A 15302-nucleotide genomic window follows, 5' to 3' on the forward strand; every position below is an offset into this window, starting at 1 on the left:
GGGGCGCGGCCTCTCCGTGCGTCACGATGCGCTCAGAACATGCGTTCGCCGGCTGGCGGCAGGAATGCGTCCGAAAATGCATCGCCCGCGCGCGCCTTGTCCCGGAAGCTTCCCGCCAAAGTGAGCTGATCCAGCGCCTGCGACCAGCGCTCGCCATCGATCCCGCCCAGGCCGTGCGCCCGGACATAGGGTGTGAGCACGTTCCGCTCGTTGACCATGCCGAGCTTCTCGCGCTCGATCTCCGGCTGAGCATCCTCGTTGCGGCGAACCACCAGCTGCGCGCTGGCGCCAGGGTTCATGACGGCATCGCGGACCCCGTGCGTGACGGCGCGCACAAGACCGCGCACCGCATCGGGCTTGCTGGCGGCGAACTTGCCCGCCACGATGACCGCGTTGCCATAGAGCACAAGGCCGTGATCGGCCATTTCCATCAGCACGATATCGTCCGCCGGCACACCGCGCCCCTTGAGGGAAACATAGGTCGAGGTGCCAAACCCAAAGGCGGCATCGAGTTCCCCGGAAGCCAGCATCGGCTCCCGCACCGGAAGACCCACGGTCTCCAGCCTGATCTTGCTGTCGTCGATCTTGTTCAGGCTCTTGAAGATCGGCCACTGCGCAAAGCTGGCCTCGGCGCTCGCCGTGCCCAGCTTGCGGCCCTCCAGGCTCGCGGGCTCGGCCGTGATGCCCCGGCTCTTGCGGCCGATCAGCGCGAAGCCCGGCCGATCGTGGATGATCATCACCGCCTTCAGATCGGCGCCGGGGTTCTCGTCGCGGAAGCGGATGAGCGCATTGACGTCCCCGAAGCCGGCATCCTGCGCGCCGGCGGCCAGCCGCTGCAGCATGGCACGCGAGCCGCTGCCCGGCTCGATGGTGACATCGAGTCCCTCGGCTCCGAAATAGCCCTTGTCCTGCGCGGCCAGGAAAGGCGCGGTCAAGCCGTCGAAACGCCGGTCCAGCGCGAAGCGAACCGGCGTATTGCCCTGCGCACGGGCAGCGCCGCCGCCCGCGATGCAGGCCGCCACAAAGCCGGCCGCCAGCTGCCCGAACCCGCGCCGACACAGGACTGGGAAACGAGGGGGCGGAACGAGGGGCATGGCAGGACTCCGGGCGCCTTGCTGACCGCGATGCGGCATCTCCGCATCGTCCATGCTTCTTGACAGCATAAGATGTTGAAATGGCGTCAACGCGGCAGATGTTTCGTTACAAGGGCAGTGCGCCGTCGGTTTTCACTTCTTCCATCACTGCATAGGTCCGCGTCTCCCGGACCGCCGGCAGGGCCAGCAGCACCTCGCCAAGGAAGCGGCGATAGGCGTTCATGTCCGCCACGCGCGTCTTGACCAGATAGTCGAAGCCGCCCGCGACCATGTGGCATTCCAGGACCTCCGGCGCCCGCTTCACCGCCGCGGCGAAGCGCTCGAAGGCATCCGGCGTCGTCTTGTCGAGATAGACCTCGACGAAGACGAGGAGGTGCAGGCCGAGCTTCTCCGGATCGAGCGTGGCGCGGTAGCCGGTGATGTAGCCGTCGCGCGTCAGCCGCTTCAGGCGCTCGCCCGTGGCGGTGGGAGAAAGCCCGACCTTCTCGGCAAGCTCGACGCCGGCGATGCGCCCATCGCCCTGCAGCAGGGCGAGGATACGGCGATCCGTCCTATCCAGCATGATAATTCTCTATAAAATCGCCAAAGCATTGGATTTCATACTGGAAATACCGGTGAAATGCCAATTGATATGCGGCGATTGATCCACCATCCTTTAGATAATCCAGTCCAGCCTCCTTCGGAGCCCTTTATGGTCGCCTCTGCCCCGCGTACCGCCATGCCGCCTTTCCGCGCGCCCTATGCCGAGGATGACGGCGCCATCGCCGGCCGCCTGCTCGCCGGCGCCCGGCGCGACCCCGCCGCCAAGGCCCGGATCGACGCGCGCGCGACCGGGCTGATCGATGCCATCCGCACCCGCAAGGTCGGGCTCGGCGGCATCGAGGAATTGCTGCGCGAGTATTCGCTCTCCACCAAGGAAGGGCTTGCCCTGATGGTGCTGGCCGAGGCGCTGCTGCGCGTGCCGGATGCCGCCACCGCCGACCAACTGATCGAGGACAAGCTCGGCCAGGGCGACTTCGCCCATCACGAGTCGAAATCCGATGCCTTCCTGGTCTCGGCCTCGGCCTGGGCGCTCGGCATCACCGCCCGCGTCATCCAGCCGGGCGAGACGCCGACGGGCATCGTCAGCAGCCTCGCAAAGCGCCTGGGCGTGCCGACCGTGCGCACCGCGACCCGCCAGGCGATGCGCGTGATGGGCAGCCATTTCGTGCTCGGCCAGACGATCGAGGAGGCGCTGAAGCGCGCCCGTTCCGGCACCGGCAAGCTCTACCGCTATTCCTTCGACATGCTCGGCGAAGGCGCGCGCACCCAGGCCGATGCCGACCGCTATTTCAAGTCATATGCTGATGCGATCGACGCCATCGGCCGGTCCGCCGGCAATGACAAGCTGCCCAACCGGCCGGGCATCTCGGTCAAGCTCTCGGCGCTGCATCCGCGCTACGACGCCACCAACCATGAGCGCGTGCTCTCAGAGCTCGTTCCGAAGGTGATCGAGCTCGCTCGCCAGGCCAAGAGCTACGACCTCAACTTCACCGTGGACGCCGAAGAGGCCGACCGGCTCGAGCTGTCGCTCGATGTGATCGACGCCGTCTTCGCCGATCCCTCGCTCGACGGCTGGGACGGTTTCGGCCTCGCGATCCAGGCCTATCAGAAGCGCGCCTCGGCGGTGATCGACCATATCGGCCGGCTGGCAGAGACCTATAACCGGCGCATGATGGTGCGGCTGGTCAAGGGCGCCTATTGGGACACCGAGCTCAAGCGCGCGCAGGAGCGCGGGCTGGCCGACTATCCCGTCTTCACCCGCAAGGCGATGACGGATTTGAACTACGAGGCCTGCGCGGCACAGCTCCTGAAGCTCAGGCCCCGCATCATCCCGCAATTCGCCACGCATAATGCGCTGACCGTCGCGACCGTCGCCGAGATGGCTGGTAATGCCGAGGGCTTCGAGTTCCAGCGCCTGCACGGCATGGGCGAGGCGCTCTACGAGAAGCTGCTGCGCGAGAACGAAGGCTATGCCTGCCGCACCTATGCGCCGGTCGGCGGCCATCAGGACCTGCTCGCCTATCTCGTCCGCCGCCTGCTGGAGAACGGCGCCAACTCCTCCTTCGTCAGCGCCTCCGGCGATCCCGACGTGCCGGTCTCGCAGCTTCTGCTCGCACCCGCCGACATCATCGGCACGCCGGGCGCGGCGCGGCATCGCCGCATCCCGCTTCCGGCCGATCTCTACGGGCCGTCGCGCAAGAACTCGGCCGGCACTGAGCTCGGCCACGAAGCCAGCCTCGACGCGCTGGTGAAGGACATCGCGGCGGCGAAGAGCTTCCCGGATGCCGCGCCGATCATCGACGGCAAGGCCCAGCCCGGCGCCGCTCACGACGTGCGCTCGCCCATCGACAACAAGCCGATCGGCAAGGTCATCGAGGCCGATGCCGCGACCGCCGAACGTGCCCTGCTCGCGGCGAAGGCCGGCTTCCGCGCCTGGAGCGAGACGCCGGCCCGCATCCGCGCCGCTGCGCTGCGCAGGGCCGCCGACATCATGGAGGCCCGTCATGGGTTGCTGATCGCGCTGCTCCAGTGCGAGGCCGGCAAGACCATCGACGACGCCATCTCCGAGGTGCGCGAGACCGTCGATTTCTGCCGCTACTACGCCGCGCAGGCGGAGGAGCAGTTCGCGAGCCCGACGGTGCTGCCCGGCCCGACCGGCGAGGAGAACCGGCTGATCCTGCGCGGGCGCGGCGCCTTCGTCTGCATCGCGCCCTGGAACTTCCCGCTCGCGATCTTCACCGGCCAGGTCGTCGCCGCGCTCGTCGCCGGCAACAGCGTCGTCGCCAAGCCGGCGCCGCAGACGCCGATCATCGCGACGGTCGCGGTGAAGATCCTGCACGAGGCCGGCGTGCCGGTCAGCGCGCTGCATCTCGTGCCGGGCGGAACCGAGGCCGGCGCGGCGCTGGTCGCGCATAAGGACGTGGCCGGCGTCGCCTTCACCGGCTCGACCGCGACCGCCCGCGGCATCAACCGGGCGCTCGCTGCCAAGGACGGCCCGATCGTGCCGCTGATCGCCGAGACGGGCGGTCTCAACGCCATGATCGTCGATGCCACCGCCCTGCCAGAGCAGGTCGCCGATGATGTCGTGATGTCGGCCTTCCGCTCGGCCGGCCAGCGCTGCTCGGCGCTCAGGCTGCTCGTGGTGCAGGACGACGTCGCCGACAAGATGCTCGAAATGATCGAAGGCGCGACCAAGGAGCTCAAGCTCGGCGATCCCCGCCGGCTCGACATCCACATAGGCCCGGTCATCGACGCCGCCGCCAAGCAGCGGCTCGACAGCCATGTCGCCGCCATGCGGCAGCAGGGCCGCGTCGCCTGGGCCGGTGAGGCACCCGATCTCGGCGGCACCTTCGTCGCGCCGCATATCGTCAGGCTGGACCGCGTCACCGACCTCACCGCCGAGCATTTCGGGCCGATCCTGCACGTCGTGCGCTGGAAGGCGGGCGAGCTCGACAAGGTGATCGATGCGATCGATGCCTCCGGCTACGGGCTGACGCTCGGCGTCCACTCGCGCATCGAGACGACGGTCGAGCGCGTGGCCGAGCGCCTCTCGGCCGGCAACATCTATGTGAACCGCAACATCATCGGCGCGGTGGTCGGCGTGCAGCCCTTCGGCGGCCACGGGCTGTCGGGCACCGGCCCCAAGGCCGGCGGCCCGCATTACCTCGCCCGCTTCGCCACGGAGCAGACGGTGACGATCAACACCGCGGCGGCCGGCGGCAATGCCAGCCTGATCGCGATGGGCGAGTAGCAGCGGCTTCCCCCGTCGTTTCCGGCAAGGCGGGACGCGTCGCCGATCCGGAATCCATCGTCAGGCGTCGCGTGCGACGATGGATTCCGGGTTTTCGCTTCGCTCCGCCCGGAATGACGGCGCAGTTCCAGTTCGTTATGCCGCGCGGTAGCGTGCGAGCCAGTGGGCGTAAGGCGCCGGCAGGGTCTTCCAGGCCGGGTTCTCGACACCGAGCGCCTGCGCGGCGGCATAGGGCCAGTGCGGATCGGCCAGCAGCGGCCGGCCGAGCGTGACGAGATCGACCTTGCCCTCGCGCACCAGCGCGTCGGCCTGCTCGGGCTTGCTGATGTACCAGCTCGTCGAGGCCGGCAACCCGCTCTCGCGGCGCACCCGCTCGGCCACCGGCGCCAGGAAGGCCGGGCCCCACGGAATCTTCGCCTCGTTGGTCGAGAAGCCGACGCTGACGTCGATGAAGTCCAGCCCCTCGTCCTTCAGGCGCTTCACCAGCTCGATCGCCTCGGCAAGCGTCTCCTCGTCCTGGCCGTCATACTCGATCACGCCGAGGCGCGCGGACAACGGCCGATCCTCCGGCCAGACCCTGCGCACGGCGGCCAGCGTCTCGATCAGGAAGCGGCTGCGGTTCTCGAAGCTGCCGCCGTATTCGTCCGTGCGCTGGTTGGCATGGCGCGACAGGAAGCTCTGCGCCAGATAGCCATGGGCGAAATGCAGCTTCAGCCACTCGATGCCGATGTCCCGGGCGCGCTCGGCGGCGGCGACGAAATCGGCACGGACGCGCTCGATGTCGACCTGTGTCATGGCGCGCGGCACGCGCGAGAGTCCGCCGCCCTGAGCGATGGCAGACGGAGCGATCGTCTCCCAGCCGCGGGGATCGTTTGCCGGGATGTGATCGTCGCCCTCCCAGGGACGATTGGCGCTGGCCTTGCGGCCGGCATGGCCGATCTGGATGCCAGTCACGGCGCCGGCCTTGCGCATCTCGGTGACGATCGGCGCCAGCGCCTCGGCCTGTGCGTCGTTCCACAGCCCGAGGCAGGCCGGCGTGATCCGCCCTTCCGGCGAGACACCGGTCGCCTCGATGACGACAAGGCCGGCGCCGCCACGGGCCAGCCCGGCGAGGTGGGCGCGATGCCATTCGTTGGCGACGCCGTCCTGCGCGGAATACTGGCACATGGGCGATGTCACGATGCGGTTTCGCAAGGTGACGTTCTTCAGGCTGAAAGGATCGAACAGGCCGGACATGCTTAGCTCCGCGTAGGGAATTTGATTGTTCGATAATTCGATATTTTTCGAACTTTGGCAATATCAAATCCCTGTGATAGGATTCTCCGATGCGACATGCCCGCCTGCCCGCTTCGGAGGAAATCGCGCTGGAAGACGTCTTCCACGCGCTGAGCGACCCATTCCGGCTGGAGGTTATCCGCCGGCTTGCGACGGAAGGAGAGGCGAGTTGCCAGGCCCTTGAAGGTGACCGGCCGAAATCCAGCGTCTCGCATCATTTCCGCGTCCTGCGCGAGGCCGGCCTCATCCGCACCCGCAATGAAGGCGCGACACGGATGAACGCGCTGCGCCGCGACGATATCGAGCAACGCTTTCCTGGCCTTCTCGCCTGCGTTCTTCTGAAGCGGCAAGGTTGAATTTTGCCGGCTGCCATTCTCCGAATTGAGCTGGCTGCGTCAGGTAGCTTACGCCCCGCGAGGCCGTTTCACGGGCCCGGGCTGCGTCGTATGCTCAGCGGATGAGTCTCCCCTACCGCCCCAATGTCGGCATCGCCCTGTTCAACGCAGCGGGGCTCGTCTTTTCCGGCCGCTCGCATAGCGCAGGCCCCGAGGTGATCCTGCCCGGCTTCGACTGGCAGATGCCGCAGGGCGGCATCGATCCCGACGAGGACATCATCGCCGCCGCGCGCCGCGAACTCGCCGAAGAGACCGGCGTCAGCCGTGCCACGTTCCTAGCTGCGACCGACGATTGGTGGAGCTACGACTTCCCGCCCTATGACGGACCGCCGCACAGGCTCGCGGCGTTTCGCGGTCAGCGCCAGCGCTGGGTCGCCTTCCGCTTCACGGGCAGCGAGGACGAGATCGACATCAGCAAGCCGAACGGCGACGAGCCTGCGGAGTTCAGCGAATGGCGCTGGCGTCCGCTGAACCAGATGCCGGGGCTCGTCGTTCCCTTCAAGCGGGTCGTGTACGAGCGGATCGTCGCCGCCTTCACGGCCTTCGCCACGCCCATGACGGCGGAAGGAATGGACTGATGAGCATCGTCGAACTCGACCACTGCGTGATCCATGTCTGCGACTGGGAACGCTCGAACGCCTTCTACCACGACGTGATCGGCGCCGAGATCATCCCGAACAAGAATGGCTTCGTCTATCGCATCGGGCGGGCGCAATTGAACTGCCACGGGCCGGGCCTCGACCCGACCCCGGTGGCCCGCCTGCCTGTTCCGCCTGGCGGCAGCGATCTCTGCTTCGTCTGGCCGGGGCCGATCGCGGAAGCGATCACCCATCTCCAACGGCAGAACGTCACGATCGAGCTCGGCCCGGTCCAACGCTTCGGCCGGGGCGGCCACGGCACGAGCGTCTATTTCCGCGACCCCGACGGCTCGCTGCTGGAGTTCATCAGCTACGCATGAAAAAGGGCCGCTCGCGCGGCCCCTTGCATTCTCGGCTTGCAGGCGACGCTCAGGCCGCTTTGCGCTGCTCGAAGACGTGCTTGAACTCGCGCAGCTGCACCAGCGCGTCCTGCAGGCGCTTCTGCTCGTCCTCATTGTGCGAGCCGGCAAGGCGCGTCTCGGCGGTCAGGATTTCGGCGTCGAGGACGGCGGTGTCGACATCCTCTAGAAATCGGCCCTGCTCGGCGAGGATCGTCGTCGAAGCCTGGTTGACCTCGACGAGGCCGCCATTGATGAAGAATTCCTTGCCGTTGCTCTCCGTCGTCTGGACGAAGACGATACCGGCCTTGAGCGTCGCGACGAGCGGCGCATGGCCGGCGAGCACGGTCATCTCGCCCTCGACCGACGGGACGATGACGCTGATGACGTCGCCCGAGAACAGGATGCGCTCCGGCGAGACGAGTTCGAACTTGAAGGTGGCCATCGTTTCATTCTCCCCGGCTCGTCATGGCCGGAATTGCCCCGGCCATCTCGGAAACCAGCAGTTTCTGGTCATGAGATCCCCGGGCCGAGCCCGGGGACGACGCGTTCGGAAGCTTACGCGGCCTCGGCGGCCAGGCGCTGAGCCTTCTCGACGGCTTCCTCGATCGAGCCGACCATGTAGAAGGCCGCCTCCGGCAGGTGATCGTATTTGCCCTCGACCAAGCCCTTGAAGCCCTTGATCGTGTCTTCGAGCGAGACGAGCTTGCCCGGCGAGCCGGTGAACACTTCCGCGACGTGGAAGGGCTGCGACAGGAAGCGCTCGATCTTGCGGGCGCGCGCCACCGTCATCTTGTCGTCTTCCGAGAGCTCGTCCATGCCCAGGATCGCGATGATGTCCTGCAGCGCCTTGTAGCGCTGGAGGATCTGCTGGACCTGACGAGCGACGCCGTAATGCTCTTCGCCGACGATGTCGGCCGAGAGCATGCGCGAGGTCGAGTCGAGCGGGTCGACCGCCGGGTAGATGCCCTTTTCCGCGATCGAGCGCGAGAGCACGGTCGTGGCGTCCAGGTGGGCGAAGGAGGTCGCCGGCGCCGGGTCGGTCAGGTCGTCGGCGGGCACGTAGATCGCCTGCACCGAGGTGATCGAGCCCTTGTTGGTGGTGGTGATGCGCTCCTGCAGGTTGCCCATGTCGGTGGCGAGCGTCGGCTGATAGCCCACCGCCGAGGGGATGCGGCCGAGCAGCGCGGACACTTCCGAGCCGGCCTGCGTGAAGCGGAAGATGTTGTCGACGAAGAACAGCACGTCCTGGCCCTTGTCGCGGAAGTCTTCCGCGACGGTCAGGCCGGCGAGGGCGACGCGCATGCGGGCGCCCGGCGGCTCGTTCATCTGGCCGTACACAAGGGCGCACTTGGAACCAGCGGTCGAGCCGCCGTTTTCCTTCGGGTCCTTGTTGACGTTCGACTCGATCATCTCGTGATAGAGGTCGTTACCCTCGCGGGTGCGCTCGCCGACGCCGGCGAACACCGAGTAGCCGCCGTGGGCCTTCGCGACGTTGTTGATCAGTTCCATGATCAGCACGGTCTTGCCGACGCCGGCGCCGCCGAACAGGCCGATCTTGCCGCCCTTGGCGTAGGGCGCCAGCAGGTCGACGACCTTGATGCCGGTGACGAGGATCTGCGCCTCGGTGGCCTGCTCGGCATAGGACGGGGCGGGCTGATGGATGCCGCGGGTATGGCTCGTCAGGATCGGGCCAGCTTCGTCGACCGGCTCGCCGATAACGTTCATGATGCGGCCAAGGCACTCGTCGCCGACCGGGACGGCGATCGGGGCGCCGGTATCGGTGACCGACTGGCCGCGGACCAGACCTTCGGTGGAATCCATCGCGATGGTGCGGACGGTGTTCTCGCCGAGATGCTGGGCGACCTCGAGGACGAGGCGGTTGCCGAGATTGTCGGTTTCGAGCGCGTTCAGGATCTCCGGCAGGGCGCCGTCGAACTGCACGTCGACAACCGCGCCGATGACCTGGGCAACGCGGCCGGTGCCGGTGTTGGCGGGCTTCTCGTCGGCGGTCTTCTTGGTGGTCTTGGTAGCGGCTTTGGCCATGGCGGAACCTCGGGACTAGCGCATTCGGATGTTTCGGCAGCCGGCGGAGAGCACCGCCGGCAAGAGTCTAGGCGGTTAGAGCGCTTCCGCGCCGGAGATGATCTCGATCAGTTCCTTCGTGATCATCGCTTGGCGCGAGCGGTTGTAGAGCTGCGTCTGCTTCTTGATCATCTCGCCGGCGTTGCGCGTGGCGGAATCCATCGCCGACATGCGCGCGCCCTGCTCGGAAGCCGCGTTCTCGAGCAACCCGCGCAGGATCTGCACAGTCAGGTTGCGCGGCAGCAGCGCCTCGAGGATTTCGCCCTCGTCCGGCTCGTAGTCGTAGACCGCGTCGGTCTGCTGCGTGCCTTCCGGGATTTCGGCCGGGATGATGCGCTGTGCCGTCGGGATCTGGGCGATCACCGAGCGGAAGCGCGAGAAGAACAGCGTCGCGACGTCGAACTCGCCATTGCCGAAGCGGGCCAGGACGTTCTGGGCGATCGCCTCGGCGTTGACGAAGCCGACCTGCTTGAACTCGCGCAGGTCGATGAACTCGATGATCTCCGCCGCGAACTGCCGGCGCAGGATATCGTAGCCCTTCTTGCCGACGCAGATGATCTTGACCGTCTTGCCCTCGGCCTTCAGCGCATTCGCCTTGTCGCGGGCGAGGCGTGCGATCGAGGAGTTGAAGGCGCCGCACAGGCCGCGCTCGGCGGTCAGAACCAGCAGCAGATGCACCTTGTCCGAGCCCGTGCCCGAGATCAGGCGCGGCGCGCTCGACCCGGTCACGCCCGAAGCGAGGTTCGCCAGCACCGTCTCCATGCGCTCGGCATAGGGGCGCGCCGCCTCGGCGGCCGACTGCGCGCGGCGCAGCTTGGCAGCCGCGACCATCTGCATGGCCTTGGTGATCTTCTGCGTCGCCTTCACGGAGGCGATGCGATTACGTAGGTCCTTAAGGGACGGCATCCGGTCTCTATCCCCTACCCGTCAGCCGCTCAGTGCGACGACGAAGCAATCCAGAGAGGCGGCGCGGCGGAGCCTCATCGGCTCGCCGCGCCCGCGGTCACGATCAGGCGAAGGACTTCGCGAAGTTCGTCACGATGTCCTTGAGCTTGGCGGCGTTGGCGTCCGACAGGTCCTTGCTCGTACCGACCTCGTTGAGGAAATCGGCATGCTTCGAGCGGACCAGCGACAGCAGGCCATCCTCGAAGGCGCGGACCTTGTTGACCGGCAGCGCGTCGAGATAGCCGTTCACGCCGGCATAGATCACGACGACCTGCTCTTCCATCTTCAGCGGCGAGAACTGCGGCTGCTTCAGCAGCTCGGTCAGACGGGCGCCGCGGTTGAGCAGGCGCTGCGTGACCGCGTCGAGGTCCGAGCCGAACTGGGCGAAGGCAGCCATCTCGCGATACTGGGCGAGCTCGCCCTTGATCTTGCCGGCGACCTTCTTGGTCGCCTTGGTCTGCGCCGAGGAGCCGACGCGCGACACCGAGAGGCCGACGTTCACTGCCGGACGGATGCCCTGGTAGAACAGGTCCGTCTCCAGGAAGATCTGGCCGTCGGTGATCGAGATCACGTTGGTCGGGATGTAGGCCGAGACGTCGTTCGCCTGGGTCTCGATGACCGGCAGCGCCGTCAGCGAGCCGAGGCCGGCGGCCTCGCCCATCTTCGCCGCGCGCTCGAGCAGGCGGGAGTGGAGATAGAACACGTCGCCCGGATAGGCTTCGCGGCCCGGCGGACGGCGCAGCAGCAGCGACATCTGGCGGTAGGCGACGGCCTGCTTGGAGAGGTCGTCATAGATGATGACGGCGTGCATGCCGTTGTCGCGGAAGAACTCGCCCATGGCGCAGCCGGCGAAGGGCGCCAGGAACTGCATCGGAGCAGCGTCCGAGGCGGTGGCCGCCACGACGATCGAGTACTCGAGCGCGCCGCGCTCTTCCAGAACCTTGACGAACTGGGCGACGGTCGAGCGCTTCTGGCCGACGGCGACGTAGACGCAGTAGAGCTTCTGGCTCTCCGGGGCGCCTTCGCCGTTCAGCGACTTCTGGTTCAGGATCGTGTCGAGCGCCACGGCGGTCTTGCCGGTCTGGCGGTCGCCGATGATGAGCTCGCGCTGGCCGCGGCCGATCGGGATCAGGGCATCGATCGCCTTGAGGCCGGTCGCCATCGGCTCGTGCACCGACTTGCGCGGGATGATACCGGGGGCCTTGACATCGACGCGGGCGCGGGTCTTCGCCTTGATCGGGCCCTTGCCGTCGATCGGGTTGCCGAGCGCGTCGACGACGCGGCCGAGCAGCTCCTTGCCGACGGGAACATCGACGATGGCGCCGGTGCGCTTGACGGTCTGGCCTTCCTTGATCTCGCGGTCGGAACCGAAGATCACGACGCCGACATTGTCGCTCTCGAGGTTGAGCGCCATGCCGCGCACGCCGGACTCGAACTCGACCATCTCACCGGCCTGGACCTTGTCGAGGCCGTAGACGCGGGCGATGCCGTCACCGACGGAGAGAACCTGGCCGACTTCGGTGACCGAAGCTTCCGAGCCGAAATTCGAGATCTGAGCCTTCAGAATGGCGGAGATTTCAGCGGGGCGGATGTCCATCAGCCGACCTCTTTCATGGCAAGACGAATTGAATTGAGCTTGGTTTTCAGCGAGGCGTCGACCATCCGCGAAGCCATCTTGACGATGAGCCCGCCGATCAGCGTCGGATCGACCTTGATCGAGATGTCGACATCCTTGCCAGCAACGCCCTTGAGCGCCGCGCGGATCTCGTCGACGCGCTTGGCCGTCGGCTCTTCGGCGACCGTCACCTCGGCGGAGACGATGCCCTTGGCCTCGGCGACCAGGCGCTTGTAGCCGGCGATCATGCCCGGCAGCGCGAAGAGGCGGCGCTTGCTGGCGACCAGCCCGATGAAATTGGCGGCGATGCCGGTGATGCCGGCCTTCTCGAGCACGGCCTTGATCGCGGAGACCTGCTCCTCGGCGGTGAAGGCCGGACTCTCGATCAGGCGAGTGAGATCGGCGCTCTCAGCGAGCAGGCCGTTGAAAGCATCGAGAGCCGCAGCGACGGTATCGATCGCACCCGTCTCCTCAGCCAGTTCGAACAGAGCGGTGGCATAGCGCTGAGCTACGCCCGACACCAATGTCCCCTGCGATCCGCCTTCAGCCACGCTTCCCGTCTCTCGTTTCAAGGGACTGCACCGGCGACCTTCCAGAGAAGGTGGAGTGCATCGTCCCGGCGCTGCGAGTATCTTAGGCGCAAAGTCGGCAAGACGACTTCGCGACCGAAATGTGGCGGTGCACTAGCATGCGGTTCCGGGCCACGCAATCGCTAGTTCGCCATCGTAAGCGGCGATTTTGCCACGGCTTTCAGCAATTCAAAGGAAGCTCTGTGGATCGACGTCGACTGCGACCCTGACCGAGCCCTTGGGGCGCGGCGCCCGTTTCAGCCAGCCGCGCAGGTAATCCTGCAGATTGATCTCGCGCGTCGTTTTGACGATCAGACGCACGCGATGGCGCCCCCGCAACACCGCAAGCGGCGCTTCCGCCGGCCCCAGCACCATGATTCCGTCTCCGGCCTCCGCACAGCGCGCCAGGGCACGGGCATGGCTTTCGGCCTCTGCTTGCGCGCTCGCGGAAACGATCAGCGCCGCCAGACGGCCGAAAGGCGGCAGCCCTGCCGCCTCCCGCGACGCCTCCTCTGCGGCATAAAAGCGCTCCGGGTCGCCGGAGATCAGCGCCTTGAGCACGGGATGCTCGGGGTCATGCGTCTGAAGCAGAGCGCGACCCGGCTTCTCGCCCCGTCCTGCGCGGCCCGTGACCTGCCGCAACGCCTGAAAGGTCCGCTCGGCCGCGCGCGGATCGCCGGAGGTGAGGCCGAGATCGGCATCGATCACCCCGACCAGCGTCATACCGGGGAAATTATGGCCCTTGGCGACGAGCTGCGTGCCGATGACGATGTCGAATTCGCCCTCGGCCACCGCCATCAGCTCCTGCTTCAGCCGTTCGGTCCCGCCGGGGAAATCGCTGGAGAGCACAATCGAACGTGCCTGTGGAAAAAGTGTCGCGACCTCCTCGGCCAGCCGCTCGACGCCCGGCCCGCAGGCGATCAGGCTCTCCGGCTTTTGGCAGGCGGGGCATTCATGCGGCCGGCGCTCGACATGCCCGCAATGGTGGCAGACCAGCGCGCGCCGGAAGCGATGGTCGACCAGCCAAGCCGTGCAGTTCGGGCATTGGAAGCGATGGCCGCAATCGCGGCAGAGGGTCAGCGGCGCATAGCCGCGCCGGTTGAGGAAGAGCAGCGACTGCTCCTTCGCTTCCAAATTCGCGTCGACCGCCTTGATCAGCGCACCCGACAGCCAGCGCCCGCGCTCCGGCTTGTCGCGGCGCAGGTCGACGAGGCCGAGCTGCGGCAGTTCGCGGCCGCCGAAACGCTCCGGCAGCTTGAGATGGGCATAGCGGCCGCGCTCGGCATTGACCCGCGTCTCCAGCGAAGGCGTCGCTGAGGCAAGCACGACAGGGGCATTCTCGATCCTGCCGCGCACGACCGCCATGTCGCGGGCGTGGTAGGAAACGCCGTCCTCCTGCTTGTAGGCGCTCTCGTGCTCCTCATCGACGACGATGAGGCCGAGATCGCTATAGGGCAGGAACAGGGCCGAGCGCGCGCCCGCCACCACCTTCGCCTCGCCGCTCGCGATCGCCGCCTGGAGCCGCTCGCGCCGCCGGCCGCTCACGGCCGAATGCCAGAGCCCCGGCTTGACGCCAAAGCGGGCCTCAAACCGGTCGATGAACTGCGCGGTGAGCGCGATCTCCGGCATCAGGATCAGGCTCTGCCTGCCCTGCCGGATCGCCTCGGCGACTGCCTCGAAATAAACCTCCGTCTTGCCCGAGCCGGTGACGCCTTCGAGCAGCGAAACACCGAACGTCTTCGCCTGCACCGACGCGACCAGCGCCTGCGCCACCTCCGCCTGTCCTTCGGAGAGTTCCGGCACAGCGTGTTCAGGATCAGGCCGCGCCGCGATCGCCTCGCGCGGCAGCGGCTCGACCACGAAGGTGCCGGCATCGACGAGGGAATCGATTACGGCAGCGCTGACCGAGGCGGCCTCGGCCAGCGCCGATTTCGCGATCAGCAATCCGCCCTCGGCCGCGGCGATGGCCCGCGCCCGCGCGGGGGTCATCCGTCCCGGCGGCGGCCCGGCAAGCCTGACGCCGAGCTTGGGCCGCTCCGGCGTATCATCAGGCTGGCGGCGCAACGCCAGCGCCAGCACCGAGCCCTTGGGCGCCAGCGTGTACCAAGCGACCCAGTCGACGAGCTTGCGCAGCGCCGGATCGAGCGGCGGCATGTCGTATTTGCCGGTGACCTTTTTGAGATTGCCGCCGCGCCCGCTGCCGATATCCCAGACCACGCCGACCGTCTCGCGGGGCCCGAGCGGCACCTGCACGACATCGCCGGGCTTTAGCGAGAGCCCTGCGGGCACGGCATAGCTATAGGCCTGGTCGAGCCCGAGCGGGATCAGCACGTCGACCGTGCCGCCTGCGATCATGTCCGCCGTCTCGTCCATGGCGGCAGTGTCTAGCATCGATTCGGCTGCTGTTAAGGCAGGAGCGTCATGCTCAGCTCGACCGACATGTTTCTGCCGAGCGGATTTGTGAAGCTTCACGCAAACGAAATGACGCAGGCGCCGATAAGGAGCGCCGGGAGCCCTTCCCCCGGATGGGAGAAGGGTAGGGATGAGGGCCTGCC

General features: G+C 67.1%; 13 protein-coding genes. 4 read left to right on the plus strand and 9 right to left on the minus strand.

Features of this window, described 5'->3' with window-relative positions; all coding sequences use genetic code 11:
• Positions 1 to 32: 32 nt before the first annotated feature.
• Together AB4Z16_RS01710 and AB4Z16_RS01715 are read right to left on the minus strand one after the other, a co-directional pair.
• Positions 33 to 1094: an ABC transporter substrate-binding protein gene (locus AB4Z16_RS01710; RefSeq protein ID WP_441509588.1), complete on the minus strand. Its 1062-nt coding sequence runs from the start codon at positions 1092 to 1094 to the stop codon at positions 33 to 35.
• 106 nt (positions 1095 to 1200) lie between these two features.
• Positions 1201 to 1659 carry an Lrp/AsnC ligand binding domain-containing protein gene (locus AB4Z16_RS01715; protein ID WP_441510104.1) on the minus strand — a complete coding sequence of 153 codons (459 nt, stop codon included), beginning with the start codon at positions 1657 to 1659 and terminating at the stop codon, positions 1201 to 1203.
• 126 nt (positions 1660 to 1785) lie between these two features.
• On the opposite strand from AB4Z16_RS01715, the gene putA reads away from it, so the two are divergent.
• A complete protein-coding gene (gene putA / locus AB4Z16_RS01720) occupies positions 1786 to 4887 on the plus strand; it encodes a bifunctional proline dehydrogenase/L-glutamate gamma-semialdehyde dehydrogenase PutA (protein WP_441509589.1) in 3102 nt (1033 codons plus the stop codon).
• A 135-nt stretch (positions 4888 to 5022) separates the two neighbouring features.
• Here putA and AB4Z16_RS01725 read toward each other — a convergent pair whose 3' ends face one another.
• Positions 5023 to 6123: an NADH:flavin oxidoreductase/NADH oxidase gene (locus AB4Z16_RS01725; RefSeq protein WP_441509590.1), complete on the minus strand. Its 1101-nt coding sequence runs from the start codon at positions 6121 to 6123 to the stop codon at positions 5023 to 5025.
• Between the two features lie 89 nt (positions 6124 to 6212).
• On the opposite strand from AB4Z16_RS01725, the gene AB4Z16_RS01730 reads away from it, so the two are divergent.
• From AB4Z16_RS01730 to AB4Z16_RS01740, 3 genes are all read left to right on the plus strand, one after another.
• A complete protein-coding gene (locus AB4Z16_RS01730; protein WP_441509591.1) occupies positions 6213 to 6518 on the plus strand; it encodes an ArsR/SmtB family transcription factor in 306 nt (101 codons plus the stop codon).
• Positions 6519 to 6619: 101 nt separating this feature from the next.
• Positions 6620 to 7135 carry an RNA pyrophosphohydrolase gene (locus AB4Z16_RS01735; protein WP_441509592.1) on the plus strand — a complete coding sequence of 172 codons (516 nt, stop codon included), beginning with the start codon at positions 6620 to 6622 and terminating at the stop codon, positions 7133 to 7135.
• A complete protein-coding gene (locus tag AB4Z16_RS01740; protein WP_441509593.1) occupies positions 7135 to 7515 on the plus strand; it encodes a VOC family protein in 381 nt (126 codons plus the stop codon). The genes AB4Z16_RS01735 and AB4Z16_RS01740 overlap by 1 nt, the downstream gene beginning before the upstream one ends.
• A gap of 49 nt (positions 7516 to 7564) precedes the next feature.
• Here the strand turns inward: AB4Z16_RS01740 and AB4Z16_RS01745 are convergent, their stop codons facing one another.
• The 6 genes from AB4Z16_RS01745 to AB4Z16_RS01770 all read right to left on the minus strand — a co-directional run bounded on the left by AB4Z16_RS01745 (position 7565) and on the right by AB4Z16_RS01770 (position 15138).
• Positions 7565 to 7978 (minus strand): F0F1 ATP synthase subunit epsilon, encoded by a 414-nt coding sequence (locus AB4Z16_RS01745; protein WP_441509594.1) that lies wholly within the window; start codon positions 7976 to 7978, stop codon positions 7565 to 7567.
• A 113-nt stretch (positions 7979 to 8091) separates the two neighbouring features.
• On the minus strand, positions 8092 to 9579 hold the full coding sequence (gene atpD, locus AB4Z16_RS01750) for a F0F1 ATP synthase subunit beta (RefSeq protein ID WP_441509595.1): 1488 nt from the start codon (positions 9577 to 9579) through the stop codon (positions 8092 to 8094).
• Between the two features lie 75 nt (positions 9580 to 9654).
• Positions 9655 to 10524 (minus strand): F0F1 ATP synthase subunit gamma, encoded by an 870-nt coding sequence (locus tag AB4Z16_RS01755; RefSeq protein WP_441509596.1) that lies wholly within the window; start codon positions 10522 to 10524, stop codon positions 9655 to 9657.
• A gap of 103 nt (positions 10525 to 10627) precedes the next feature.
• On the minus strand, positions 10628 to 12160 hold the full coding sequence (gene atpA / locus AB4Z16_RS01760) for a F0F1 ATP synthase subunit alpha (RefSeq protein WP_441509597.1): 1533 nt from the start codon (positions 12158 to 12160) through the stop codon (positions 10628 to 10630).
• On the minus strand, positions 12160 to 12729 hold the full coding sequence (locus AB4Z16_RS01765) for a F0F1 ATP synthase subunit delta (protein WP_441509598.1): 570 nt from the start codon (positions 12727 to 12729) through the stop codon (positions 12160 to 12162). The genes atpA and AB4Z16_RS01765 overlap by 1 nt, the downstream gene beginning before the upstream one ends.
• Before the next feature lie 207 nt (positions 12730 to 12936).
• A complete protein-coding gene (locus tag AB4Z16_RS01770; protein WP_441509599.1) occupies positions 12937 to 15138 on the minus strand; it encodes a primosomal protein N' in 2202 nt (733 codons plus the stop codon).
• Positions 15139 to 15302 lie beyond the last annotated feature (164 nt).

This window comes from Allobosea sp. TAF32 (genome assembly GCF_052113585.1).
GTDB lineage: Bacteria > Pseudomonadota > Alphaproteobacteria > Rhizobiales > Beijerinckiaceae > Allobosea.

Coding starts and splice junctions, on each gene's coding strand:
- AB4Z16_RS01710 (WP_441509588.1), bottom strand. CDS start 1,094: ATGCCCCTCGTTCCGCCCCCTCGTTTCCCAGTCCTGTGTCGGCGCGGG.
- putA (WP_441509589.1), top strand. CDS start 1,786: ATGGTCGCCTCTGCCCCGCGTACCGCCATGCCGCCTTTCCGCGCGCCC.
- AB4Z16_RS01725 (WP_441509590.1), bottom strand. CDS start 6,123: ATGTCCGGCCTGTTCGATCCTTTCAGCCTGAAGAACGTCACCTTGCGA.
- AB4Z16_RS01730 (WP_441509591.1), top strand. CDS start 6,213: ATGCGACATGCCCGCCTGCCCGCTTCGGAGGAAATCGCGCTGGAAGAC.
- AB4Z16_RS01735 (WP_441509592.1), top strand. CDS start 6,620: ATGAGTCTCCCCTACCGCCCCAATGTCGGCATCGCCCTGTTCAACGCA.
- AB4Z16_RS01740 (WP_441509593.1), top strand. CDS start 7,135: ATGAGCATCGTCGAACTCGACCACTGCGTGATCCATGTCTGCGACTGG.
- AB4Z16_RS01745 (WP_441509594.1), bottom strand. CDS start 7,978: ATGGCCACCTTCAAGTTCGAACTCGTCTCGCCGGAGCGCATCCTGTTC.
- atpD (WP_441509595.1), bottom strand. CDS start 9,579: ATGGCCAAAGCCGCTACCAAGACCACCAAGAAGACCGCCGACGAGAAG.
- AB4Z16_RS01755 (WP_441509596.1), bottom strand. CDS start 10,524: ATGCCGTCCCTTAAGGACCTACGTAATCGCATCGCCTCCGTGAAGGCG.
- atpA (WP_441509597.1), bottom strand. CDS start 12,160: ATGGACATCCGCCCCGCTGAAATCTCCGCCATTCTGAAGGCTCAGATC.
- AB4Z16_RS01770 (WP_441509599.1), bottom strand. CDS start 15,138: ATGCTAGACACTGCCGCCATGGACGAGACGGCGGACATGATCGCAGGC.